Raw genomic sequence first — 23,820 nt, 5'->3', positions numbered from 1 at the left:
TGAGGTTATTATGTCACAGACAGATGCTATTGGTTTTATTGACTCTGGTGTAGGTGGCTTAACTGTTGTGAAAGAAGCATTAAAACAACTTCCAAATGAACGAGTTTTTTATTTGGGAGACACTGCCAGATGTCCTTATGGGCCAAGACCTAAAGAGCAAGTGATTAAGTTTACATGGGAAATGACTAACTTCTTATTAGATAAACAGATAAAAATGTTAGTGATAGCTTGTAATACAGCAACCGCTGTTGCTTTAGAAGATATTAAAAGAAAACTAGATATTCCAGTTGTCGGAGTTATTTTGCCAGGATCAAGAGCTGCCCTTAAAGCGACAGATAATCAAAAAATTGGGATTATCGGCACGCAAGGAACAATTAAAAGCGAAGCTTATCATGAAGCAATTCGAAAAAAATCTCCACAAACAGAGTTAGTCGCTTTAGCTTGTCCTAAATTTGTTCCAATTGTAGAAAGTAATCAATACCGCTCAGCTGTTGCTAAAAAAGTGATTGCGGAAACATTAAAACCTATTAAGGAACAACAAGTGGATACCTTAGTTTTAGGATGTACACATTATCCTTTACTACGTCCGTTAATTCAAAATTTTATGGGAAGTGACGTTACTTTAATCGATTCTGGTGCTGAAACCGTTAAAGATGTAAGCACCTTGCTAGACTATTTTGATTTAGCAGCACCGCCAGTTTCAGGTAAACCGGTGCATGAGTTTTACACTACAGGCTCAGTTAAAATGTTTAGAGAAATCAGTGAAAATTGGTTAAATCTAACAGAGATGAACATTCAAAAAGCTAATTTAAAAAACTTTAAAATAGAGGAAGATAATTAATGAGACATGACGGAAGACAGGCCAATCAATTACGGTCTATTCAAATAAAAACAGATGTTTTAAAATACGGTGAAGGCTCTGTATGGATTGAGTTTGGAGATACAAAGGTATTATGTGTAGCTACAGTGGAAGAAAAAGTTCCCCCTTTTTTAAGAGGAGGAGGTACAGGTTGGGTTACAGCAGAGTACAACATGCTACCAAGAGCTACAGCAACACGTAATATTAGAGAAAGAGCCAAAGGGAAAATTACTGGCAGAACTATGGAAATTCAACGTCTGATTGGTCGTTCTTTACGAGCAGTTGTCGATTTAGAAAAACTAGGAGAACGTTCCATTGTAGTAGACTGTGATGTAATTCAAGCGGATGGAGGCACTAGAACCGCTAGTATTACAGGCGCTTTTGTGGCACTAAAATTAGCCATTAAACAATTAATTGAAACAGGAGAGTTAAAAGAGTCTCCAATCAAAGAACATTTAGCAGCTATTAGTGTCGGACTGTTACCTACAAGAGAAGCGATTTTAGACTTAGACTATGAAGAAGATTATGCAGCTTACGTGGATATGAATGTGGTTATGACAGAATCTGGTCAGTTTGTTGAAGTCCAAGGAACAGGAGAAGAAGCCACTTTTTCAAAAGAGGAACTGAATCAGTTGCTTGGTTTAGCTGAAACAGGTGTAGCCCAATTAATCGACTTGCAAAAAAAAGTCTGTTTAACCAATGAACTCCGTCAAAAAGAACCAGTGGAGACAAAAGTGATGGTGATTGCGACTAAAAATCAGGGAAAAGCTAAGGAATTTGAAGCAATTTTTGCTGAACAAGGCTACCAAATTAAAACCTTGTTAGACTATCCTGAAATACCTGATGTAGTAGAAACAGGTCATACTTTTGAAGAAAATGCTCGTTTAAAAGCGGAAACTATTGCGAACACCTTAAACTGTCCAGTATTGGCAGATGATTCAGGTTTAATGGTGGATGCTTTAGGAGGACGTCCTGGTATTTTTTCAGCTCGGTTTGCTGGGGAGGATAAAAGTGATGCTGCTAATAATGCTAAATTATTACACGAGTTAACAGATGTTCCAAAAGAAAAAAGAACGGCTCGTTTCCACTGTACTTTAGTTTTAGCTGCACCTGGAAAAGAAAGTTTAGTTGTGTCAGGTGAAGTTTTAGGTCGAATATTAAGTATTCCAAGAGGAGATAATGGTTTTGGTTATGATCCTTTATTCTACGTCCCTTCTTTGGATAAATCTATGGCAGAGTTAGCATCTCATGAAAAAAATCAAATCAGTCACCGAGCTAAAGCTATTGAAAAATTAGCAGGAAGTTTAGAAAGCTGGTTGTAAAGAAAGAGAGGGATTTGATGAAATTATTAGTGGTAAGTGATAGTCACGGCGACCGGGAAGTTTTAGAAAATTTAGTGACAACTTATAAAGACGAAGTAAGTCATATGTTTCATTGCGGAGACTCAGAATTAGATCCTAACGATCCTGTTTGGCAACATTTTACAGTTGTCAAAGGAAATTGTGACTATACTTCAGCTTATCCAGATCAACAATTGGTAGTTTGTGAAGATGAACGGGTTTTTATAACACATGGCCATTTGTATCAAGTCAGAACTACCTTGAATCCGTTGTTTTATTCAGCTAAAGAAGAACAAGCATCAATTATTTTGTTTGGCCACACTCATCAGCTGGCTGCAGAGTATGTTGATAACTGTTTAATCTTGAATCCAGGAAGCATTCGACTGCCAAGGGGAAAATATTTAATAAAAACCTATGCAATTATTGAGTGCAATGAAAAAGATTATCAGGTACAATACTATGATGAGACTCAAAGAAAAATTCCTGATTTAGTGTTTACTTTCAAAAAAGACGCATTCTAGAAGTAACATGTGGGGAAAGAGGAGGAAGTTTGTAGTGATTGGAAATTCAGTGAAGCAATTGATTTTGGAAAATGAAGCAGATTTCTTAATACCAGATGAAAAAGTAGCACATGTGATGGATATCAATCCATTAAATCATGCCTTTTTAGTCTTAGCTAATGTTCGGTATTCCAAAATTCCTGTATTGAATAAACAAGGTCAATTTGTTGGGTTAATTGGGTTGTCTGATATTGTGAACGCCATGTTTGATGTGACTTCTATTAATGCAGACAAATTAAATGATTACTACGTTAAAGATTTTATGGAAACAGGGGTTAAAACCATTCAACGTCCCTATGATATTGAATATTTACTTCATCTTATGGTTGATTCTGCTTTTGTTCCAGTGACTAACCAAGATAATTATTTAGAAGGGATTGTCACCAGAAGGGAAATTTTAAAAGCTGTTAATCATATGGCTCATTCTCTAGAATCCCAGTACGATGTAGAAAAAAAAGAATTAAAAGAGATTAGCCGTCAGTATTTTGGCTAACCATCATAAGCTAGTTATGTAAAAAGTCCATCTTGTTAAATTCATGTTATGTGAATTCAACAGGATGGACTTTTTTATTTAAACATTAAGCAGTAGGTAAAAACGGCTGAGGTATGTCAATACCTGCTTCAGTTAAAGCCTGCATATAAGCGGCTAGAAAGTCTGCTTGTACTTTAAACTGTGCGCCGTTTAAGGTATACATCATCACTTTAAAAACTACTTGGCCATTTCCAAGATCTGACAAGCCTAATAAAACAGGAGAAGTGGTAATTTCTGGATAGTTTGGCAATAGTTCCTGATTAGTCGTTTGAATAATTTGACTGACTTTTTCAATATCAGCAGAAGGTTTTAAATGGATTTGAATAAGTGCTCGCATGTCAGAGCGAGATTTATTGCTAACAATCAAGATTTGTCTATTGGGAATAAAATGGACTGTGCCATCTGGACCTTTAATTTGGGTGGTTCTTAAGCCAACAGCTAAGACTGTTCCTTCATAGTTTTCAATTTGAACATAATCTCCTACATCCATTTGTCTTTCTAAAATGATAAAAAAGCCAGTTAATAGATCATTAATAAAACCCTGAGCACCAAGACCAATAGCAATACCGGCAATTCCAGCCCCAGCAATCAGTGAGCTGACTGGTACCCCAACAATAGTTAAAAGAGTGTAGGCTAAAATAAAATAAAGAAGATAAATAAACGTATTATGAGTTAACTTTTGTAAAGTTTCAATTCGATTGGTACTGTAGGCAGGATTATTATGATACTTTTTAAACCCTTTTTCAATCAGTGTTGTCCCTACTTTTTTAATAATAAGTAAAATAACTAAAGAAATAGCTAATGAAATGCCTTTAGAAATTAAACTGCTTAAAATGTTATCCCAATTAATACTTTGCCAGTAACGACTAAAGGCGCTCATTTTTTTGGCGGTTTCTTCTACAATCGCGTTAGGATCTAGATCACTGCTATCCGTTGTAGTTGCCACCCCAATGAACCAGTTGCTAGTCATAGAATCATCCTTTCTTGGTAAACTAATTCCAGTATAACAAAATACCAGAGATAAAAAAATAAATTTAAAGCAGGATAAGTAGGATATAGCTAGCAATATTCGTTGAGAAAATAGAATATTGGTGTTATGCTAATACTATAATTAAAGTCTTTTAAGAAGAGAGGAATATGTTTATGACAGGTGGAGAAGTCGCTGCTTTAATTGCCGCTGTAGCCTTTGTCGTGCTTGTAGTAGTTGTTGCAGTTGCGGGGATGATGATTATTCCAAAAATGAGCAAGACCTTAGATAAAACTAACCAAGCCGTAGATGAAGCAACTCGTATGATGAGTCAAACAAGTCAAACCATTGAGATTCTGTCAAAAGATGTTGAGGTATTGATGCATCAAGTGGAAGACTTATTAGTGAAAAGTAATGATTTATTAGATGATATTAATGAAAAAGCTGAAACCATTCATCCGCTGTTTGAAGCAGTGGGAGAAGTAGGCGAGAGTGTTTCAGAATTAAATGAATCTGGCAGAAATGTGGCTTCAAAAGTGACAGCCTTTAGTAGTAATGCTGCCAAAGCAACAGTGATAAGTAAATTTGGTAAAACTATTTTAAATACGTTGAATAAAAAATAAAGGAGATGGACTAATGAGTAAAAAATCAACAGGATTTTTATTAGGAACACTAGTTGGAGGTACAGCAGCAGCTCTAACTGCTTTATTATTAGCACCTAAATCAGGGAAAGATTTACGAGACGATTTAAAACAACAATGGACAGATTTAAGTGAACAAGAATTAACTGAGCAAGCCGCAGAAATGTTTCAACGGGTAAAACAACAAGCAGGGGATACTTTAGATAAAGTTAAAGGAGACTCTGAAGACGTTTGGTCATCTGTTAAACGAGAAGCAACTGAAGCTGGTGAAGAGGTAATAGAAGATAGCTTAGATATAGAAGAGGATTGGCTAGATCGAATGGCTGAGGAACAAGAAGCAGCTGAAGATATTATTTTAGACGTAGCTGAAGTAGTAGAAGATGCGACTATTGCTAAAAAAGTGGAACTAGAAGACGAATTGAAACAAGTAGATGATCCTCAACTATCAGATGAAACAGAGACAGTAGTTGATTCTGAACAAGAAGAAGAGCTAAAAGAAGAAGATTTTACTTCTATCGCTGAATCAGAAGAAGAAAATAATTAGTAGTAATAAAAATATCCCCTTTAAGTTTTAAACTTAAAGGGGATATTTTTTTATCCGTCAGTGATTATTCAATAATTTTTAATTCTTTTGGTGTTTTAGTAAATGGTACACAACCATCTTTTGTTACAAATACACAATCTTCAATTCGAACTCCTACTTCGTTAGGAATATAAATACCAGGTTCAATAGAGAAACACATACCTTCGCGGATAATCATGTCATTACCTTCTACAATAGATGGAAACTCATGACAAGTTGTTCCAATACCGTGACCTAAGCGGTGGTTAAAGTATTCTCCGTAACCATAAGAACTAATCACATCTCTTGCAATTTTATCTAATTCACTTGCTTTAATACCAGGTTTGACTGCTTGTTGAGCAGCTAATTGAGCTTCTAAGACAATGTTATAAATTTTTTCTTGGAATTTAGTTGGTTCTTTGTAGCTGATTGTACGAGAAGCATCACTACAGTAGTTTTTCCAAATAACTCCTAAGTCAAATAAAACTAGTTCGTTAGGTTTAACTGTATTGTCAGATGGCACTCCATGAGGGCTAGCTGCATTAGCGCCTGCTAAAACGATGGTATCAAAACTCATTTTTGAAACACCTTTACGTTTTAGTTGATATTCAATTTCTGCTACGATATCAAATTCTTTTGCTCCATTTTTAATAGCATTGAATCCAACTTCAAAGGCAAAGTCAGCCCAATCTCCCGCTTCCATCATTAATTGTTTTTCAGTTTCAGATTTAATCAGAAGCATTTCTTCAATACAAGGTGTTAAATCTCCATCAAATAAAGCAGTGTCAAAAGAGTGTTTTAACGCTTCATAGTTTCTAACAGGTAATGAGTTTTTTTCAATAGCAAAGTGTTTAATAGTAGATACCCGTTTTTTTAGTTCATCTGCAATAATTGCCCAAGGATTTTCAGAATCTTGGTAACCTACAACATCATAAGAAAAACCAGCATGTTTAGCATCTTCTACTTCAAGTGCTGGTGTAAATAAAAATGGATCAGCTTCTAAAGGAACAAATAAAGCTAATATCCGTTCGTGAGGGTCACTTACATGGCCGGAAAAATAAGCTACATGTGTCGGTTCAGAAACATAAGCCACATCCATATTATTTTTTGCCATCCAGTTTCTTAAATTTTCTAATTTTTGTTTGTTCATCAAACAACCTTCTTTCTGTATAAGTCCCTTGTTATCTAAATTCTAACATATTTTTAATAAAAGGCTAAACATTTCTCTCGAATGACACATTTTAATCTCTTTCTGATAATTTTCATGAAAAAAGAAATAAAAACGCTTGCATATGTCAATGAAATTTGCTAATCTAATCTATGAGGAAATGTAAATGATTTTTTCAGAAAATGATAAATTCAAACCGATAATGAAAGAAGAGGAAAAACTTATGGAAAGACAAACTATTACCATTTATGACGTGGCGAGAGAAGCTGGAGTTTCAATGGCAACTGTTTCACGTGTTGTTAATGGTAACCCAAATGTGAAGCCAGCTACCCGCAAGAAAGTATTGGAAGTGATTGAACGTTTAGATTACCGTCCTAATGCTGTGGCAAGAGGATTAGCTAGTAAGAAAACTACAACGGTTGGTGTAATTATCCCAGACGTGAGCAATATTTTCTTTTCATCTCTTGCAAGAGGAATTGATGATGTAGCGACTATGTATAAATATAACATTATTTTAGCTAACTCTGATGGAGATGACCAAAAAGAAATTCAAGTGCTAAATAATTTACTAGCTAAACAAGTAGACGGAGTTATCTTTATGGGAATGCATATTACTGATGCATTACGTGGAGAATTTTCTCGTTCTAAAACACCAGTCGTTTTAGCTAGTTCCATTGATCCAGATGATCAAGTAGGTTCTGTTAACATTGACTACAAATCAGCAACAAAAGAAGCCGTTCAGCTATTAGCTGATCATGGACATCAAAACATTGCCTTTGTAAGTGGCTCATTGTTAGATCCAATTAACGGCAAAGAACGTTTAATTGGCTATAAAGAAGCGTTACAAGAAAATGAATTAAAATACACTGAAGGTCTTGTCTTTGAAACAAAATATGAGTACAAATCAGGAGAACAATTAGCTGAACGTATTTTAAATTGTGGTGTAACAGCAGCTTACGTAGTAGATGATGAATTAGCTGTTGGTTTAACCAATGGATTAACAGACCGAGGAATTAAGATTCCAGAAGATTTTGAGCTAATTACAAGTAATAACTCTTTACTAGCAGAAATTGCTCGTCCAAGTTTAACATCTATTTCTCAACCACTTTATGATATAGGTGCTGTTTCAATGCGTCTATTAACCAAATTAATGAATAAAGAAGAAATTGATGAAAAAACAGTTGTTTTACCACATACTATTATTCAACGTGATTCAACTAAAGCTTAATTAAACCAAAAACACTAACTAGGTGATTATCTTTTAAACTCAGTCATAAGTTTAAAGGTGTTAACCAGTTAGTGTTTTTTTGTTAAGTATTTTTATTGTCAGAGTTGTTAGATGTATTAGGTGTTTCTTTTTTTGTTCGATCTTCCTTATCAGTTTTATCTTCTTTCGTTTTAGGAAGAACAGGTTTAGGAGCTTTTTTCCAAGCTTCTTCGTAATCTTTTTCTGTTCCACCAAGTCCAAAGTGATAGCTAGAATTGTCAGGTCCTCCTGTTGCATAGTAGGAGGTGATCTCTTTACCAGGAACTTTTTTCAGTTGTTCTTTATACATCATATCCCCTAGTTTTTGACCAGTAAAATCGGATACTTTTGCTTGAATAACACTGTCATCTAATTCAAATTTTTGATGAGTGGCCATTAAATCAGGATTTACTTCATAAGCACCATAAGCTAAGTAGGCCCAGTATTTCATATTGTTATTGCCCCATGATTCATACATGGGAGTATTGTCATCAATCCCAATCCAAGTGCTTAAAGTAACAGTAGGCGTAGAAGCTGTAAACCAAAAATCTTTAAAATCTTCAGAGGTTCCTGTTTTACCTACCCAATCTGCTTGAGCTAAGTATGGATTAAGAGCATTCAGTGTGTTTCTAGCTTCTGTTCCTGTTCCTGAACGTAAAACATCTCGCATCATGTCTGCCATAATACTAGCAGCAGCTTTAGAATAAACTTCCACTGGTTCATTTTTTTGTTCAAAAACAACTTGTCCGTCTTTATCCGTAATCTTACTAATTAAATAACCTTCTAAGTAATTACCTTGATTAGCCAAAGTCTGATAGGCATTGGTTTGTTCATAAACAGTTAAACCATAATCGGTACCACCTACAGGCAAGGATTCGTATTTGAATTCATGCTCATCAAGTTTAATATTCATTTTATCAAAATACTTTTTAGGATCGGTTACATTGAGTAACTCATCATAAAGGTTGACAACAGGAATATTATCTGACACTTTTAAAGCGTCTCGTGCTGATTTAAAGCTATTACCTGATTGTCCGCCAAAGTTAGTTAAGGTTTTCCCATCTCGGTATTTACGAGGAAAATTAGATAACTGGGACTCAGATCCAATTAACCCAACGTCTAATGCAGGTCCATAAGCTAAAATCGGTTTAATGGTAGAACCTGGAGAACGTCTTGTTTGAAAGGCATGGTTATTTTGGTTTTCTGTATAGTTACGACCTCCCACAAAAGCAAGAATTTTACCTGTTGGATTTTCCATTAAAATACTTCCTGTTTCAACAGGTTTTCCCCGACCATCATCTAGTAAGTATCCATAAGTTTGGGTATAAATTTGCAATTGATTGTACAAATGCTGATCAATGGTAGTTTCTACTGTGTAACCATTTCTTCTTAGTTCTCGTTCCGCTAATTTGAAATATTTTTTCCAAAGGGTTGGATTTTTTTCAATGTCTTCCGTAGATAAATCATCATTTTTATAAAAAGTAGGCATTAACTTTTTAACTGCTTCATCTTGAACGGTATAGTATAAAAAGCCATTTTGTTCACCTGTTAAGTCTTCTTTAGGAAGAAAATGCTGAGTTAAATCCACTTGTTTTGCTGCTTCGTATTCTTTTTTAGATAAATATTCTTTTCGGTACATATTAAATAGAACTTGGTCTTTCCGTTTTAAGCCGTAAGACAAATCTTTTTTTAATTCTCCTGTATTTTCATAGGGAGAATAGCTAATCGGACTTTGAGGTAAGCCAGCGATAAAGGCTGCTTCTGGTGGAGTCAAATCTTTCGCTTGTTTACCAAATATTCCTTTAGCTGCTTCTTCTACTCCAGCGATGTTTTGCCCTTTATTGTTTCGACCAAAAGGGGAAACATTTAAGTAGGCTGTGATGATTTCATCTTTAGAAAAATACTTTTCTAATCGGAGTGCTAAAAGTAATTCGTTGGCTTTTCGTTTAAAGGTAGTTTCACTAGTCAACACTTGTTGTTTCACTAATTGTTGGGTAATAGTAGAACCACCAGAACTTCCACCAAAACCTGTTACATCTGACACCAAAGCTCGTAAAATAGCTTTAGGAACAATCCCTTTATGCTCATAAAAGTATTCATCTTCAGTTGAGACTAAGGCTTGTTTGACTAAAGGTTGAATATCTTTAGAAGGAATGTTTCTTCTAATTAAATCAGAGCGGATGTCTGCAATTTTTTCATGATTAGAATAGGTAAAGTTTGAAATAAGTTCCACATCGTTAATTTGTTCTTCTAATTCATGTTTGGTTGGTACTTCTGTATCTGACACTAAGTAGGCAAAATAGCCTGTTCCAATTCCTAGACCTAGCATGCCTCCTAAAAAAAGCAAAACAATTAAAGTCAGAAAAAGTGAACGTACAACGCTAAAAAACACATTCACATAAAAAAAATTAGAGGAGCTTTCATCTTCCAGTTTAGTAAAAAACAATTGCTTTTGTAAGTGAGATAAAGCTTTTTTTAAACGAGTGGCAAAGCTCTCTTGTTCACCCAAAGAGGTCCACCTCGACTTTCTATAGTGATATCCGTCATATTATATCAAAAAAATAAATGACTGACTAGGTTATTCACTGTTTATCTACAGAAACCACCCCCTTAAAGCAAGATGGTTGTGTAGTTGTAAAAACTATCATACAATTTAAGAGATAGAATAGGAGGAAGATGCATGTTAATAGGATCTCATGTTAGTATGAGTGGTAAAAAAATGTTGTTAGGTGCAGCGGAAGAAGCCGCTAGTTACAAGGCTAGTACTTTGATGATTTATACCGGTGCTCCGCAAAATACTCGGCGAAAAGATATTAGTGAAATGAAAATACCAGAGGGCCAACTATTTATGAAGGAACATCAATTGTCTCATTTAGTGGTGCATGCCCCTTATATTATTAATTTAGGCAATGTTAAAAAGCCTGAAAATTTTGCTTTTGGTGTAGAATTTTTAAAACAAGAGATTGCTAGAGCAGAAGCTTTAGGAGCTACCCAAATTACAATGCATCCAGGGGCTCATGTAGGAGAAGGAGCAGACCTGGCTATTGAACAAATTATTAAAGGCTTAAACGAAGCTCTTACTGAGGAACAAATTCCGCAAATTGCTTTAGAAACCATGGCGGGTAAAGGAACAGAAGTAGGCAGAACTTTTGAAGAACTTGCCCAAATCATTCAAGGGGTTAAGTTACAAGATAAATTATCCGTTACATTAGATACTTGTCATATTCATGATGCTGGGTATAATGTGTCAGATTTTGACCAAGTGTTAACAGAGTTTGATAAAGTGATCGGCTTAGACCGGTTAAAAGTTATCCATGTAAATGATTCTAAAAATGAACAGGGAGCTCATAAAGATCGTCACGCTAACATTGGTTTTGGTCATATAGGTTTTGAAGCACTTAACCGAGTTGTTCATCATGAAGCATTAAAGGACTTACCTAAAATATTAGAAACACCTTATGTTGGTGAAGATAGAAAAACAGCTAAACCACCTTATGGTTTTGAGATTGAGATGTTTAAACAACAACAGTTTGATCCAGATATTTTAACAAAAATTGCCGCTCAATAACTTTTTTTACTCATAAAAACAATAAGCTAACAGCTTTTTTGCTTTTTGGGTTTCCAATTCTTGTTTTTTTTAGTACAATTAAGTTTTGAAAGCAGATGTTTACAAGAAAGGAGCGGTGAGATTAGATGAGTACAGGTTGGGTAGTGTTAATTGCCATTATTAGCTTATTAGTCGGCGGTGCTGGCGGATTTTTCCTTGCAAGAAAATATATGGAAGACTATTTACAAAAAAATCCTCCCGTTAATGAGGATATGTTAAGAATGATGATGTTACAAATGGGACAAAAACCTTCTGAAAAAAAATTGCGTCAAATGATGCAAAACATGAAAAGTCAAGCAGGAAAAAATGCCAAGAAAAAGTAACGTTTATTAAGGCTGTTCCAGAATGAAGTCTCAAAACGGGTAGAGAGTGGTCTCGCCCGTTTTTTATTTTATCAACTTAAAAAAAGGAGGGATTTAAAATTGGATATATTTCTAAAACTAAAGTGGTTTTTTAAAAAAGAACGTAAAACTTATTTGATTGGAATTACCAGTTTAGTCGTGGTTTCTATGCTACAAATTATTACACCCTATGTGATTGGTCGTGTAGTAGATGACATTAAAAACCAAGTATTAACGAAAGAAAGACTAATGATGTGGATTGGTTTAATTTTATCTGTTGCCCTGACACAATACGCCTTACGTTATATTTGGCGAACCAATATTTGGGGAGGAGCAGCTCGGCTTGAAAAAACTTTAAGACAGCGTTTATTTCATCATTTTACCCAAATGGATACCACTTTTTTTCAAAAATATCGGACAGGTGACTTAATGGCTCATGCTACTAATGACTTAAATGCCATTCAAAATGTAGCAGGAGCAGGTATTTTAACTTTTGCTGATTCTTTAGTAAATGGTGGAGCAGTAATTGTTGCGATGATATTATTTGTAGATTGGCGTTTAACATTAATTGCCTTGTTACCTTTACCTTTACTAGCGATTACTTCTCAAAAGTTAGGAGAAAGTTTGCATGATGCTTTTAGAGAATCTCAAGAATCTTTTTCTAAAATTAATGACAAGACACAAGAAAGTATTACAGGGATAAAAGTCATTAAAACTTTTGGACAAGAAAAAGAAGATTTAGCTAGTTTTCAAGGAGAAGTAGATCAGGCAATTGTTAAAATTAACCGAGTGAACTTTTTAGATGCCTTACTTGATCCAGCTATTACACTGATTATCGGAGTATCCTACGTATTGACTATTATATTTGGTGGAAAGTTTATTATGGAAGGCAGCATTACGATTGGTCAGTTGATTACGTTTATTGATTATATTTCGATGTTAGTTTGGCCAATGTTTGCGATTGGCCGTTTGTTTAATGTGCTCCAAAGAGGAAATGCTAGTTATGACCGAGTAAGTGAGTTACTCGGAGAACGTTCTAAGATTGTTGAAAAAACTGGAAGTTTAGCTCAACCTGTTAAAGGAGATATTTCTTACGATATCGCTAGCTTTAGTTATCCTAATAGCCAAAATCATCTAGCTTTACAACAGGTTCATTTTTCTTTACCTAAAGGAAATACTTTAGGAATAGTAGGTAAAACTGGGGCAGGTAAAACTACCTTACTGAAACTCTTGTTAAGAGAGTATGATCAATATACTGGAGAGATTCAATTCGGCCAGCATAATATTAAAGATTATGCTCTAGATAGTTTATTGGCTAGTATTGGGTACGTTCCTCAAGATCATTTTCTTTTTTCAATGAGTATTCGAGATAATATCCGGTTTGCAAGTCCTAAAGCCACGGAAGCACAAGTGGAAAAAGTGGCTAAGTTAACAGCTATTCATGAGGATATTTTAGCTATGCCAGAAGGATACGACACAATGGTGGGAGAACGAGGTGTATCTTTATCTGGGGGACAAAAACAAAGAATTTCAATTGCTAGAGCGTTGTTATTAGAACCAGAATTGTTAATTTTAGATGATGCTTTATCGGCAGTAGATGCTAAAACAGAAGAAAAAATATTATCTAACTTAAAACAAGAAAGACAAAATCAAACGACGATTATTACTGCTCACCGGTTAAGTAGTGTGATGCATGCAAATGAAATTATAGTGATAGATGAAGGACGAATCTCTGAAAGAGGGAATCATGACCAGCTGTTAAAACAAGCTGGTTGGTATAATAAAATGTTTAATGAACAACAGTTAGAAGCTAAAATTGAAGGAGGGGTGTCAAATGAAAGAGGATAAACAATCAGCTTGGGCACGCTCCATTCCTTTAAGAGAACAAAAAGAAATAGTCAAAAGATTACTTCATTACGCTAGACCTTATGCTTGGCAATTTTTATTAGCGATTGTTTGTACATTATTCTTGTCAGTGATTAATATTTTATTACCTAAAATACTCCAAACTTATATGGATAAGTACTTAACTCATTTATCTGCTACTAATCAAATCATCTTCTTTTTTGTTTTGATTTATTTAGCTGCCACAGTAATGAAAGCTTTTGTTTGGTTTTGGCAAGGATTTTTGTTTTCAAAAGCCTCAGTTAATACGTTGCAGCATGTGAGGGTCGCATTATTTGAAAAATTGCATACATTAGGCATGCGCTATTTTGATCAAACGCCAGCAGGCTCTATTGTATCACGAGTAACTAATGACACAGAATCATTGTTCGAATTTTGGAACGTCTTTTTGACCATGTTAACCGCTATTTTTAGTTTAAGTGCTTCTTTAGTTGCTATGTTTCGAGTAAATCCCTCTTTAGCTGTTTTTTTCCTATGGTTTTTACCAGTGTTATTGCTAATTATTTGGTATTATCAAAAATTCAGTTCAAAAGTTTACCGACAAATGCGAGAAAAATTAAGTCAATTAAATACTAAATTAAATGAATCTATTTCAGGTATGTCGATTATTCAACAATTTAGGCAGGAAGAACGCTTAGAACAAGATTTTGATGATACAAATGAGGCTTATTTACGGACTCGTTTTGCTATGATTAGAACTAATTCCTTACTCCTTGCCCCGATTATTAACTTGTTAGTGGCAATTGGTATCTCTTTTGCTTTAGGTTACTTTGGAAAAAGGTCATTAAGTCGGCCAGTTGAAGTGGGGATGGTTTATTTATTTATTTCCTATGTTCGGACAATGTTTCAGCCGATGATTCGCATGATGGACTCTCTTAGTGTGTTTCAAGATGGGATGGTAGCAGGTAGTCGTATTATTAAAATTTTAGATAATCAAGAATTGACTCCTAGACAAAAGGAACAAGCTAACGCAACAATCACTGAAGGGAAGATTGAATTTAAACAGGTTTCTTTTTCCTATGACGGTGAGCACGAGGTGTTAAAAGATATTAGTTTTGTAGCAAATCCTGGAGAAACGGTTGCCTTAGTGGGACATACTGGTAGCGGTAAAAGTTCGATTATTAATGTATTGATGCGTTTCTATGAATTTTCTACCGGAGAGATTTTGATAGATGGTCGAGATATTCGGGAATATCCTATGGAAGAATTGCGAGATAAAATGGGACTTGTTTTACAAGACGCTTTTATGTTTTACGGAGATATCGCAGGGAACATTCGTATGTTAAATACTGACATTACCGATGAAGAGATTCAAAAAGCAGCAGAATTTGTTCAGGCTGATGAATTTATTCAAACCTTACCTGGTGGTTATCATGCTAAAGTGATCGAAAGAGGATCAAGTTATTCTAGTGGACAAAGGCAATTAATTTCTTTTGCCAGAACAATTGTGACAGATCCTAAAATATTAGTGTTAGATGAAGCTACTGCTAGTATTGATACTGAAACGGAAAGTCTCATTCAAGAAGGACTAGCTAAAATGAGAAAAGGTCGGACTACTATTGCGATTGCTCATAGACTGTCTACCATTCGAGATGCTAATTTAATTTTAGTGTTAGAACGAGGCCGAATTGTTGAACGAGGCAATCACGATGAGCTATTGGCTCAAAAAGGTTTGTATTATAACATGTATCAACTGCAAAAAAGTCAACAAGACTCTTAATTTAATCTGTTAATTAAGGAATACTTTCTATTTTGTCTTGATGTTTAGAGAGATGATTTTTTGTAAGCATAACAATAGACAAAGAAAAACAGAAAAGGTAAAGTATATTTAGAAATGAGTGAAGAGGAGATGTCAAATATGCATGATGTAATTGTCATCGGTGCAGGCCCTGGCGGAATGACTGCCGCTTTATATGCTTCCCGTGCCGATTTAGATGTATTAGTGTTAGAACGAGGAATTCCTGGTGGACAAATGAATAACACAGCAGATGTTGAAAACTATCCAGGTGCTGGGATTGTCACAGGTCCTGATTTAGCTCGTAAAATTTATGAAGATTCTACTAATTTTGGGGCGACTCATGCTTATGGTAACGTGACTGGAATTGAAGATCACGGTGATTATAAAGTTGTCCTAACAGATGATAAACAATATGAAACAAAAGCAGTTATTATTGCTTCAGGTTGTGACCACAGACAATTAGGTGTTCCAGGTGAAGAAGATTATAGTGGCCGTGGTGTTTCTTATTGTGCAGTTTGTGATGGCGCCTTTTTCCGTAACAAACATTTAGCAGTTATTGGAGGAGGGGACTCTGCTGTTGAAGAAGGAAGCTACTTAACTCAAATGGCTTCTAAAGTAACCATTGTTCACCGCCGTGATCAATTACGTGCTCAAAAAGTTTTACAAGACAGAGCCTTTAAAAATGAAAAAATTGATTTAGTCTGGAATAAAACAGTTGAAGAAATTGCTGGGGATGATATGAAGGTAACCAAAGTAGTCTTAAAAGATACACAAACAGGGGAACTTTCAGAATTAGCTGTTGACGGAGTCTTTATTTATGTAGGGCTAGATCCATTAACAGAACCATTTAAAACTCTAGGCATTACTAATGAACAAGGTTGGATTCCAACTAATGAAAAAATGGAAACTAGTATACCTGGTATTTATGCCATTGGAGATGTTCGGGAGACTGTTTTACGGCAAATAACCACAGCTGTTGGAGACGGCAGTATTGCAGGTCAAGAAGTCTTTAAATATATTGAAACTTTAACAGATTAACAGACGAAGAAAAAAATCTATGCTAAGCTATAGGGAGAGAAATCTCCCTATTTTTTTTTGAGTAAAGTGGAGTGAAAATGTGGAACGGAGGAAGTCGCTTAAATGAAAAGTTGTGGTGTGATTGTGGAATATAATCCTTTTCATAATGGGCATGCTTATCACTTAGCTCAGGCAAGGGAGTTAACGCAAGCTGAGGTAGTAGTGGTAGTAATGAGTGGTAATTTTGTACAACGAGGAGAGCCTGCCATTTTGGATAAATGGAGGAGAAGTCGTTTAGCTTTAGAATCTGGAGCGGATATAGTAGTGGAATTACCTGTCCACCATGCTGTTCAATCGGCGGACTATTTTGCAACAGGTGGGGTTAAGTTGTTACAAGCTTTAGAAGTAGAGGCTTTGTGTTTTGGCACAGATAGTCAACAATTTACTGATTACCAAAAGTTTGGGGAGTTTGAAAGGAGTCATCAAACAGAAATTGCTGAAGCTTTTCAAAAAATAAAAAATAACGGGATGAGTTATCCTGTGCAAATGACTGAAGTTTACCGAGAATTATTTCCTGAGCTGTCCTTAGATTTTTCTTCTCCTAATCATATTTTGGGTATGAGTTACACAAGAGCGAATTGTTTCTATGAACACCCAATGAAGATTGTCCCTATTGCTAGAAAAGATAGTCATCATCATGGAGAGCAGCTAGATCACCCTGATTTTGCCAGTGGTACAGCCATTAGACAAGCTTGTTATCAGAAAAATTGGGAAGGAATTAAAGGCAGAGTACCAGACAACACTTGGCAAAGCTTACAGAATGCTCCTTTAATGAGTTGGCAGCATTATTGGCCTTTATTAAAGTACCAACTATTAGTTCAACCGGTTGAAGAGCTACAACATATTTATCAGATGGTAGAAGGCATAGAATACCGTTTGAAAGAAAAAGCTAAAGAAGCTGATAGTTTTCAAGAATTTGTTGAATTAGTTAAAACTAAACGGTTTACTTGGACAAGGATTCAACGTTTATGTGTGTATGTCTTATTACAAATGAAAAAAAATGACTTGGCATCACACTTAGATTCGGACTATATACGTATTTTAGGGTTTAACTCTGTAGGACAACAATTTATAAAAGAAAAGAAAAAAAATTGTGGGTTAAAACTAGTAACTAATGTGTCTAAACAAACGGAACAGCTTTTAATGAAAGATATTAAAGCAGGACTTGTTTATCAACAAGGAAGCAGTCAAATAGCCGAACAGGACTATTATAGAAAGCCTATTATCTTATAAAATTGATAGAATATAAAAAAAAGACTTAACAAATAGCTAGTTTCTTTCTATAATGAGAAAGTATTGAAAATTTTAAAGAAAGTGTAGTGAAAATATGGGTCGTAAGTGGTTTAATATTAAAGATAAAAAAGCAGCAAAAGAGGCAAGTAATAGTCGTGTCTTCGCTAAATTTGGCGTTGAAATTTATGTGGCGGCTAAACAAGGGGAACCAGACCCACATCTTAATCAAAAATTACAATTAGTTATTGACCGTGCTAAAACTTATAATGTACCAAAACATGTCATTGATCGAGCGATTGAAAAAGCTAAGGGAACAGGGGACGAAACTTATTCAGAGTTACGCTATGAAGGATTTGGTCCAGCAGGCTCTATGTTAATTGTTGATACCTTGACCAATAATGTTAACCGAACTGCTGCAAATGTTCGTGCAGCTTTTGGTAAAAATGGTGGCAATATGGGTGTGAGTGGTGCAGTTTCCTATATGTTTGATAACACAGCAGTTTTTGTATATGAAGGAAACAACGCAGAAGAAATTTTTGAAACCTTAATTGAAGCAGATATTGAGGTAAAAGATGTTATGTCTGAAGGATCCCAAGTAGTCGTATATGCTGAACCAGCAGATTTTTCAAAAGTTAGAGATGTGTTAACAGAGCAAGGGGTAGAGAAATTTACAGTAGCTGAACTTGAAATGGTCCCACAAAACGAATTAACTCTTGAAGGAGAAGATTTGGAAACTTTTGAACAGTTAGTGGATGCGTTAGAAGAATTAGATGATGTGCAAAAAGTCCATCATAATGTAGATGCTTAAACATCAAAAAAGCTAGCAATCTGCTAGCTTTTTGATTTGTCTAGAGTAAGGGAGTTAAGCTGTAAGCGAATTTGTTTCTTTGTGCAAGTTCTTTGTTTATACTAGAAGTAATAAATCAAGAGTAAATGAGGGATAATATGTTTCAATTGTTAAACACATTAGAAGAAGCGCAAAGGATTATTAAAGAAACACCTTTGACATTTTTATATATCAGTCAAAAAAACTGTAGTGTCTGTCATGGACTAAAACCACAAATTGAAAAGATTTTATCTGAGTATCCAGACATGCGTTTAATTGAGCTTGATGCATTAGATGTACCGGAAGTAGCAGGAGCATATCAAGTGTTAACTGTACCGGTTTTAATGTTGTTTGTTGAAGGAAAAGAGTATTTAAGAAAAGCCAGAATTGTTCATACAGCTGAGTTTAAACAAGAAGTTAACCGAATTGTTACAGGATATCATTCGGTGTTAGGAGAGTAACATGAAAATTATTTTACATATTAATGAATTAGAAAAATGGCCAACGGTGGTACAAAATGCTAAAAATACGTTAACATCAGGGATGCATGTTGATTTAGTTATTTTAGCTAATGGTGGTGCTGTTCAAGTTTTGAAAGATTCTGCAATGATGACTACATTAAAAGAACTAGTAGAGGCTTCTGTAGTTATCCGGATGTGTCAACGTTCTTTGACTAGTTTTGAATTTGATGAACCGGATTTACCAAGTTTTGTTCGAGTAGTGCCAGTAGGAATGATTGAGTTAGCTTTGCTACAAACTCAAGGGTATTCTTATATTAAGCCTTAATTTTACTAAAAAAAGCATTTAGTCCGAAGACTAAATGCTTTTTTTTAAACAGATAACACTTTATTTAAGAATGAACGAGTTCGCTCATGTTGGGGATGATTGAATACTTGTTCAGGAGTTCCTTCTTCTACAATTTCACCGCCATCAGTAAAGATAACTCGGTCAGCAACTTCCTTAGCAAAGCCCATTTCATGAGTGACAATCACCATAGTCATTCCGTTTTCCGCTAATTTTTTCATCACGTTTAAAACATCTCCTACCATTTCTGGATCTAGAGCTGATGTAGGTTCATCGAACAACATGATATTTGGCTTCATAGCTAAAGCTCTGGCAATAGCTACCCGTTGTTTTTGTCCACCAGATAAAGAGTTAGGATAAACTTCGGCTTTATCAAGTAAGCCCACCATATCTAATAGTTTATCTGCCAAAGCATTGGCTTCTGATTTAGTCAAACCTTTTAAATCTTGGGGAGCTAGAGTGATATTTTCCCTAACAGTTAAGTGAGGAAATAGATTAAAGTGTTGAAAAACCATCCCAATATTTTCTCTGACTTGGTTAATGTCAGTTTGAGAGTCAGTGATATCAAAATCATCAATCACAATCGTCCCGCTGTTAACTTCTTCCAATTGATTTAAACAACGTAAAAAGGTGCTTTTACCTGAACCAGAAGGCCCAATGATACACACGACTTCTCCGTCTTTAATGGTCGTTGATATGCCTTTTAACACGGTATTGTCTCCGTATTTTTTGATTAAGTCTTTGACAAAAATTTTACCGGCCATTTGCATTCACCTTCGTTTCTAGTTTTTTCGATAATTTAGTTAGAGCAGTAATGACAATTAAATACATAACGGAAACGATTAGTAACACGTTAAAGGTTTGTAAATTTCTAGCCATAATAATTTGTCCAGATCTTAGTAGTTCTAAAATACCAATCGCTGATAAGATACTGGTGTCTTTTAGTGTAATAACAAATTGATTGATAAAAGATGGAATCATCAATTTGAAGGCTTGAGGTAGAATAATTTTTTTCATTGTTTTTCTGTAAGGTAAACCTAAACTTCTAGCTGCCTCCATTTGACCTTTAGGAACAGCATTAATTCCTCCCCGAATAATTTCGGCAATATAAGCTCCAGCATTTAAACTAAGGGTAATAATACCAGCTACAAAAGGGGATAGTTTTAAACCTGTCACATTAGGAATACCTAAGTAAATAAATAAAGCAAACACATATAAAGGAATGCCGCGAATAATATCTACATAGATACTGGCAATTCTTCGAGAAAGTTTAGAGGGAGAAACACTCATTAAACCAAATAAAACACCAATAAAGAAGGCAATGACAATAGAAACAAATGTTAATAATAAAGTATAAAGTAGCCCACTTAGCAAGGCTGGATAATTATTTTTTAAAATTCCCATAAGTGACTGCTCATCTTGAGTGCTAGCAGGAGCTTCAATATATTTATCTAAAATCTCTTGGTATTCACCTGAAGCTTTTAATTCTTTTAAGCCTTGATTAAACATAGTAAGTAATTCAGGGTGAGTTCCTTTTTTAACACCAAAGCCATAGCTTCCACCTTTTTCATAATCAGTGACTAACTGTAGCGGTTTGTTTTGCTTCACTGCATAACCAATAACTGGGTAGTCATCAAAGATAGCATCTACGTTACCTGCATTTAATACACTGTACATCACATCAGCTGTATCGTATAACTTAATTTTATAGCCGTAAGTCTGTTTGTTTTTTTCAATAAACTCAGCACTTTCTGTTCCAGTTTTAGCTGCAACGACTTTATTTTTTAAGTCTTTATATGAGTGAATAGTGTGATTGTCTTTTGCAATGGCCATTTGGATACCACTTTGAAAATAAGGGTCAGAAAAATCAAAAGATTTCTCTCGTTCAGGGGTAATCGTCATGCCTGCCATAACAGCATCCATTTGACCAGCTTCCACTGCCTGAACAGCTGCATTGAAACCAACTGGCTTAATTTCAAAGTTTACATGGTTTATTTCTGAGATTCTCTCTAATAATTCCATGTCGATTCCGACGTATTTTCCTTGACTATCGGAAAATTCAAAAGGAGCAAATGTGATATCTGTTCCGATGATATAAGTTTGTTTCTTCTCAGCAGAAACTGGCTGTGGTGTTGCTAGTATTGATATGATTAACGACACCATCATAATGAAAAATAAAGATAACTTTGTTTTTTTCACAATGATTCCTCCTTTTTAATAATAACGTAACCCTCATTATAAATGAAAGTGCTAGGGAAAAACAAGTCTATTTGTTAGAAAACGGTAAGAAAGATTAAAATGAAAAAATGAACAATAAATGAAAACGAAAATGAGTTAAGTTATTGGCGAAAATTTGTTCGGTATGGTAAAATAGTATGACTTTGAGTGTGGGATAATCAGTGGGTTAAGGAGGAGTTTTATGATTGAAAAAGTGACAAACAATCCGTTTCAATTAGTATCAAAATATCAGCCAAGTGGGGATCAGCCTCAAGCAATCAAAGAGTTAACTGAAAACTTAAAAGAAAACATACGAGGGCAAATTTTACTAGGAGCAACAGGGACTGGTAAAACTTTTACCATATCTAATGTCATCAAAGAAATTAATAAACCAACGTTAATTATTGCTCATAATAAAACTTTAGCTGGTCAATTATATAGTGAATTTAAAGAATTTTTTCCTCATAATGCTGTAGAGTATTTTGTCAGTTACTATGACTATTACCAACCAGAAGCCTATGTACCTTCTAGTGATACCTACATTGAAAAAGATGCAAGTATTAATGATGAAATTGATAAATTAAGACACTCAGCTACTAGCGCCTTACTAGAACGAAATGATGTAGTAGTGGTAGCTTCTGTCTCATGTATTTATGGGTTAGGGGATCCTGTTGAGTATCAAAACCAAGTTCTTTCAATTCGAGAAGGAATGGAAATGGAGCGACATGACTTATTGAATGGTTTAGTTAGTATTCAATACGAGAGAAATGATATTGATTTTCAGCGAGGACGTTTTCGAGTTAGAGGAGATGTCGTAGAAATATTTCCTGCTTCACGGGATGAACATGCTTTAAGAATTGAGTTTTTCGGAGATGAAATTGATCGCATTCGAGAAGTGGACGCTTTAACAGGGGAAGTTATAGCAGATAGAGAACATGTAGCTATTTTCCCAGCTACTCACTTTTTAACCAATGAAGAAGCTTTGGAAAAAGCCATAGGAGAGATTGAAGCAGACTTAGCTACTCGGTTAACAGAACTACGAGAACAAGATCAACTATTAGAAGCGCAAAGACTAGAGCAGCGGACTAATTATGATATTGAAATGATGCGTGAGATGGGCTACTGTTCAGGAATTGAAAATTACTCTCGTTATATGGATGGCCGAAAAGAAGGAGAACCACCTTATACTCTGTTAGATTTCTTCCCAGAAGATTTTTTAATTGTTGTGGATGAGTCTCACGTTACAATGCCACAAATTAGAGGTATGTATAACGGTGACCGTGCCCGAAAACAAATGTTAGTCGATTACGGATTTCGCTTGCCTAGTGCATTAGATAATCGTCCGCTAAGGTTAGAAGAGTTTGAACAACATGTGAATCAAATTTTATATGTGTCAGCCACTCCTGGACCTTACGAGGGAGAGCAAACAGATACAGTGGTGGAGCAAATTATTCGACCAACTGGCTTATTAGATCCTCTGATTGAAGTTAGACCAATTATGGGACAAATCGATGACTTAGTTGGAGAAATCCATGCTCGTATAGAAAAAAATGAACGGGTATTTATAACCACGTTGACGAAAAAAATGTCTGAAGACTTAACAGATTACTTAAAAGAATTGGGGATTAAAGTTAAGTACTTACACAGTGACATTAAAACACTTGAGAGAACGGAAATTATTAGAGAATTAAGACTAGGGGAATTTGATGTTTTAGTTGGGATTAATTTATTAAGAGAAGGGCTAGATGTGCCAGAAGTTTCTTTAGTGGCGATTTTAGATGCAGACAAAGAAGGCTTTTTAAGAAGTGAACGATCTTTGATTCAAACTATTGGACGAGCTGCTCGTAATGCAGAGGGGCAAGTGATTATGTACGCAGATAAGGTAACGGATTCGATGCAAAAAGCTATAGAGGAAACCTATCGTCGCCGAGAAATTCAGGAAGCGTACAACGAAAAACATCACATTATTCCTCAAACAATTATAAAAGAAATTCCAGATTCTATTAGAATTTCAAAACAAGCAACAGAAAAACCAACAGAAGATGTATTAAAAGAGTATCAAAAACTTAGCAAATCAGATAAAAAAGTAACGTTAGCTCAGTTGAAAAAAGACATGAAGCAGGCGGCGAAATCTTTAGATTTTGAAAGAGCAGCCACTCTTCGAGACACTATTCTAGAGCTACAAGGTGATTTATAA

At 35.1% G+C, this 23,820-nt stretch carries 22 protein-coding genes; 17 read left to right on the top strand and 5 right to left on the bottom strand.

What is annotated here, in order from left to right; translation table 11 throughout:
* Positions 1–10: 10 nt before the first annotated feature.
* From racE to cbpB, 4 genes are read left to right on the top strand one after another with little or no spacing between them, the layout of a single operon-like run.
* Positions 11–841 (top strand): glutamate racemase, encoded by an 831-nt coding sequence (gene racE, locus C7P63_RS03870; RefSeq protein WP_125942835.1) that lies wholly within the window; start codon positions 11–13, stop codon positions 839–841.
* Positions 841–2,181 carry a ribonuclease PH gene (gene rph, locus C7P63_RS03865; protein ID WP_125942834.1) on the top strand — a complete coding sequence of 447 codons (1,341 nt, stop codon included), beginning with the start codon at positions 841–843 and terminating at the stop codon, positions 2,179–2,181. Before racE ends, rph begins: the two co-directional genes overlap by 1 nt.
* Positions 2,182–2,198: 17 nt before the next feature.
* A complete protein-coding gene (locus C7P63_RS03860) occupies positions 2,199–2,720 on the top strand; it encodes a metallophosphoesterase (RefSeq protein WP_125942833.1) in 522 nt (173 codons plus the stop codon).
* Positions 2,721–2,754: 34 nt separating this feature from the next.
* Positions 2,755–3,252, top strand: a complete 498-nt coding sequence (gene cbpB / locus C7P63_RS03855; RefSeq protein ID WP_125942832.1) for a cyclic-di-AMP-binding protein CbpB — start codon at positions 2,755–2,757, stop codon at positions 3,250–3,252.
* Between the two features lie 85 nt (positions 3,253–3,337).
* Here cbpB and C7P63_RS03850 read toward each other — a convergent pair whose 3' ends face one another.
* Positions 3,338–4,261 carry a mechanosensitive ion channel family protein gene (locus tag C7P63_RS03850; protein ID WP_125942831.1) on the bottom strand — a complete coding sequence of 308 codons (924 nt, stop codon included), beginning with the start codon at positions 4,259–4,261 and terminating at the stop codon, positions 3,338–3,340.
* A 173-nt stretch (positions 4,262–4,434) separates the two neighbouring features.
* Between C7P63_RS03850 and C7P63_RS03845 the strand changes: the two genes are divergently transcribed.
* Positions 4,435–4,881, top strand: a complete 447-nt coding sequence (locus tag C7P63_RS03845) for a DUF948 domain-containing protein (protein WP_125943071.1) — start codon at positions 4,435–4,437, stop codon at positions 4,879–4,881.
* Positions 4,882–4,894: 13 nt separating this feature from the next.
* On the top strand, positions 4,895–5,443 hold the full coding sequence (locus C7P63_RS03840; RefSeq protein WP_125942830.1) for a YtxH domain-containing protein: 549 nt from the start codon (positions 4,895–4,897) through the stop codon (positions 5,441–5,443).
* A gap of 64 nt (positions 5,444–5,507) precedes the next feature.
* On the opposite strand, the gene C7P63_RS03835 is transcribed toward C7P63_RS03840, so the two are convergent.
* The gene (locus C7P63_RS03835) at positions 5,508–6,611 is read right to left on the bottom strand and encodes an aminopeptidase P family protein (RefSeq protein ID WP_125942829.1); all 1,104 of its coding nucleotides are present in this window, start codon (positions 6,609–6,611) and stop codon (positions 5,508–5,510) included.
* 241 nt (positions 6,612–6,852) lie between these two features.
* Here C7P63_RS03835 and ccpA point away from each other — a divergent pair, with 241 nt between their 5' ends.
* Positions 6,853–7,857: a catabolite control protein A gene (gene ccpA, locus C7P63_RS03830; RefSeq protein WP_125943070.1), complete on the top strand. Its 1,005-nt coding sequence runs from the start codon at positions 6,853–6,855 to the stop codon at positions 7,855–7,857.
* An 82-nt stretch (positions 7,858–7,939) separates the two neighbouring features.
* Here the strand turns inward: ccpA and C7P63_RS03825 are convergent, their stop codons facing one another.
* Entirely contained in the window at positions 7,940–10,321 is a 2,382-nt protein-coding gene (locus C7P63_RS03825; RefSeq protein ID WP_424580137.1) for a transglycosylase domain-containing protein, read from the bottom strand.
* 234 nt (positions 10,322–10,555) lie between these two features.
* Between C7P63_RS03825 and C7P63_RS03820 the strand changes: the two genes are divergently transcribed.
* From C7P63_RS03820 to C7P63_RS03780, 9 genes are all read left to right on the top strand, one after another.
* Positions 10,556–11,443, top strand: coding sequence for a deoxyribonuclease IV (locus C7P63_RS03820; RefSeq protein ID WP_125942827.1), 888 nt, complete (start codon positions 10,556–10,558; stop codon positions 11,441–11,443).
* 125 nt (positions 11,444–11,568) lie between these two features.
* Positions 11,569–11,805 (top strand): YneF family protein, encoded by a 237-nt coding sequence (locus tag C7P63_RS03815; RefSeq protein ID WP_125942826.1) that lies wholly within the window; start codon positions 11,569–11,571, stop codon positions 11,803–11,805.
* 99 nt (positions 11,806–11,904) lie between these two features.
* On the top strand, positions 11,905–13,671 hold the full coding sequence (locus C7P63_RS03810; RefSeq protein WP_125942825.1) for an ABC transporter ATP-binding protein: 1,767 nt from the start codon (positions 11,905–11,907) through the stop codon (positions 13,669–13,671).
* Positions 13,658–15,448, top strand: coding sequence for an ABC transporter ATP-binding protein (locus C7P63_RS03805; RefSeq protein WP_125942824.1), 1,791 nt, complete (start codon positions 13,658–13,660; stop codon positions 15,446–15,448). The genes C7P63_RS03810 and C7P63_RS03805 overlap by 14 nt, the downstream gene beginning before the upstream one ends.
* 138 nt (positions 15,449–15,586) lie before the next feature.
* Positions 15,587–16,504, top strand: coding sequence for a thioredoxin-disulfide reductase (trxB, locus tag C7P63_RS03800; protein ID WP_125942823.1), 918 nt, complete (start codon positions 15,587–15,589; stop codon positions 16,502–16,504).
* A gap of 102 nt (positions 16,505–16,606) precedes the next feature.
* Positions 16,607–17,776, top strand: coding sequence for a nucleotidyltransferase (locus tag C7P63_RS03795; protein WP_125942822.1), 1,170 nt, complete (start codon positions 16,607–16,609; stop codon positions 17,774–17,776).
* Positions 17,777–17,870: 94 nt separating this feature from the next.
* Complete coding sequence (locus tag C7P63_RS03790) at positions 17,871–18,584, top strand: YebC/PmpR family DNA-binding transcriptional regulator (protein ID WP_125942821.1); 714 nt, start codon at positions 17,871–17,873, stop codon at positions 18,582–18,584.
* Between the two features lie 137 nt (positions 18,585–18,721).
* A complete protein-coding gene (locus C7P63_RS03785; protein WP_125942820.1) occupies positions 18,722–19,063 on the top strand; it encodes a thioredoxin family protein in 342 nt (113 codons plus the stop codon).
* 1 nt (position 19,064) lies between these two features.
* Entirely contained in the window at positions 19,065–19,388 is a 324-nt protein-coding gene (locus C7P63_RS03780) for a DsrE family protein (RefSeq protein WP_125942819.1), read from the top strand.
* 44 nt (positions 19,389–19,432) lie between these two features.
* Here the strand turns inward: C7P63_RS03780 and C7P63_RS03775 are convergent, their stop codons facing one another.
* Both C7P63_RS03775 and C7P63_RS03770 read right to left on the bottom strand, forming a co-directional pair.
* Positions 19,433–20,170, bottom strand: a complete 738-nt coding sequence (locus C7P63_RS03775; protein ID WP_125942818.1) for an amino acid ABC transporter ATP-binding protein — start codon at positions 20,168–20,170, stop codon at positions 19,433–19,435.
* Positions 20,160–21,605: an amino acid ABC transporter substrate-binding protein/permease gene (locus tag C7P63_RS03770; RefSeq protein WP_243640790.1), complete on the bottom strand. Its 1,446-nt coding sequence runs from the start codon at positions 21,603–21,605 to the stop codon at positions 20,160–20,162. The genes C7P63_RS03775 and C7P63_RS03770 overlap by 11 nt, the downstream gene beginning before the upstream one ends.
* A gap of 220 nt (positions 21,606–21,825) precedes the next feature.
* Between C7P63_RS03770 and uvrB the strand changes: the two genes are divergently transcribed.
* A complete protein-coding gene (gene uvrB / locus C7P63_RS03765; protein ID WP_125942817.1) occupies positions 21,826–23,820 on the top strand; it encodes an excinuclease ABC subunit UvrB in 1,995 nt (664 codons plus the stop codon).

Source organism: Vagococcus humatus (assembly GCF_003950325.1).
In the GTDB taxonomy this organism is placed as follows: domain Bacteria; phylum Bacillota; class Bacilli; order Lactobacillales; family Vagococcaceae; genus Vagococcus_C; species Vagococcus_C humatus.
Note: the sequence above shows the minus strand (reverse complement) of the source record. Positions and strands in the feature narration are given on the sequence as shown.